At 59.7% G+C, this 2,340-nt stretch carries 1 protein-coding gene and 1 pseudogene; both read right to left on the reverse strand.

Annotation, left to right across the window (positions count from 1 at the left end; all coding sequences use genetic code 11):
- The coding region (locus ABX749_RS29810) for an ECF-type sigma factor (RefSeq protein ID WP_372899240.1) at window positions 1-110 on the reverse strand (110 nt) is incomplete at its 3' end.
- 93 nt (window positions 111-203) lie between these two features.
- Window positions 204-2,340: pseudogene (locus ABX749_RS29815) on the reverse strand (hypothetical protein); the annotation flags it as partial.

Raw genomic sequence — 2,340 nt, forward strand, 5'->3', positions numbered from 1 at the left:
CGCGCAGCCAATCGTCTCAGCTCGTCGTAAACCAGCGGCAACAACCGGCTGGCCGCTTGCGGGTCGCCATCATCGATCGCTTGCAAAATTTGCGTGACATCATCATCCATGGCCACAGTATAGATCGACCTTCGGCAGAGAGCACGTGCCGGCAGAGTACAGGTGGGAACCGCTCTTACCAGTTGACTGGAAAAGCGCGCACTCTAACGAGACGCAGGTGATGCATCCGTTTCGAATCGCATTTCACCCCACAGATTCGGTGAAAGCATGATTTCGCCGGGAATGTCATCCACCAAACCGGTGCTTTTGTTGGACCAATACGAACGCAAATTGGTGTCTGTGCCCTCGGCATCGCCATACGTGACGCCGAAATCGGCCCGATAGGTTTGTCCGGCCTGGGGATGCAAACCGAGATCGCTGAGCAAGACGGAGACCTTTACTTCGTACCCGCCGCCGCTGGTTTTGGCTTCGATCGCAGCGTCGGGCAGCCGCCGAACGTTGTCGACTTTCTCACCGCGCCAGGGCGATGTGAATTCGACGGGGTTCTTGCCGCCCCGTTTGCGGTGTTCGTACAGGACCGCGATCGGCTGACCGTCCAACGGCGCGATCATCAACCGTTTGTCTCCTTCGCCAGGACCGCTGCGTTTGGGCGAGAGCTGTGGGTCGGTCGCGATTTGTAGATCGACCGAGTCGCCGGTCGCAAACAGCTTGGTCCAATCGCGGCCGTTGTTGATCCACGGCGAACGATCTTCCACCCGATAATGCAGGTGCAGATGCGTGGCATCGACGTTCAGGTCCAGCTGGACGCGGAACTTGCCACTTTTGTCCCACTGCAACGTTCCAGGCACGTCGACTTTCTTCGCTGCCTGGCCGTCCGCAGCGCGTCGCAGGTTTTGCCGTTGGGCCGCGAGGATCTGTTCTTTGCTGACGTCGATGGATCCCGAGATGCGCGTGATGTCGCTCAAGCCCGTCAGCTCATAGATGCGGTACGGTCCGTGGCCGATCTGCACAAAGTACCGCCCGTCGGTCTCGGAGCGACCAAAGCTGCCGCCGAAGATTTCGCCGCCCAGCCGGTATTCGTTGTTCTGGTAACTCACACGTACGTCAACAAAGGCCTCGTCGAGATACAACCCATCACTGGTCAGCAGAAAGCAGCGACCATGGTTGCCGTTCAAAAAGAACACGTCGCTTTGATCGTCCAGCGACGCCAGACCGAGAATGCCGAGTGTTCCCTGCATCACGCCGGGTTCGGGCAGCGGTGCGTCGTGTGATCCATGGACGTTGCTCCACTGGTTCGGAAAACTCCAGAGCGATGCTCGTGGTTCGCTCGGCGGACCAAGCGATTTGACCGCGGAGCCATCGACGGCGGTTTGATACGCATTCATTTCCGGATCGGAATTAAAAATGAAACGTCCGAAACGATCGCGCACCGTGGGCACGCCGTTGCGTTTGTAGCCGGGTGTCAGGTCGATCGGCGTTGCCTCGGCAATCGCTTCATCCAAGGTGGGGTAATTGGGCACGCCGTTGGGCGAGAAGCCGCGCGGTCGGATCGCCACGATTGACACTTGCTGGCCGTCGGCAAGCGGCAAGTACAGTGTCAATGACGTTTGCAAATGCCCCCATGATCCACCGCCCAACGCCAGATTGTCGCCGCAAAAATCAAACTCGTTCGGTTGGGTTTGGCCGTCGCCATTGCGATCGACCCACAACAGGCCCATGCCGCGCTGGGACCACGGTTTTCCGTCGCCCTTGGTACCAGGCTTTTCCTGGGCCCGTTTCTCCGGCCATTTGGCATAGAACGCATCGATGTAGGCTTGTGGCGGGTCCCATTGGCAACCGTAGGCAAAGTGATGCGTGTCGGACACGGCGACGATGTCGTGGAGCGTCCCGTCGGGAAGGACTTCGGAGATCAATGAAATCTTGCCGCGGGCGCAGACAAAGGTCCGGCCGGCTTCACGGAAAAAGAGATAGCTGTGTGGTTCGTAGTTGCCGAAGTGGCCTTCTTGCAGCGACACGATGTGGGTCGGCCGCGCCGAGCCTTGTTCCACATCGACATCCCAGAAACAGCCCAGCCCGATCCAGCGGCGTGGGTTCTCGGGATCGAACCCTGAACCGTCGCCTCCGTAGTGTGGCATGCCGAACTTTTCATAGACGACCTGGCTTGTCGACGCCGCATCCCACGCCAGAACACGTTTCGGGTTCCAGCGTTTTTCCGTCACCCAAAGTTTGCCGGCGGGTCCGAACACAAGCCCGGCGGGATGGACCATTCGCTTTGGATCGTAGGCCCCCTTGTACGGCCCGCCGGGGGCGCCGATCGTCGCGACCAAGCTGCCCTCCGCG

It is taken from the genome of Stieleria sp. (assembly GCF_041595215.1).
GTDB lineage: Bacteria > Planctomycetota > Planctomycetia > Pirellulales > Pirellulaceae > Stieleria > Stieleria magnilauensis.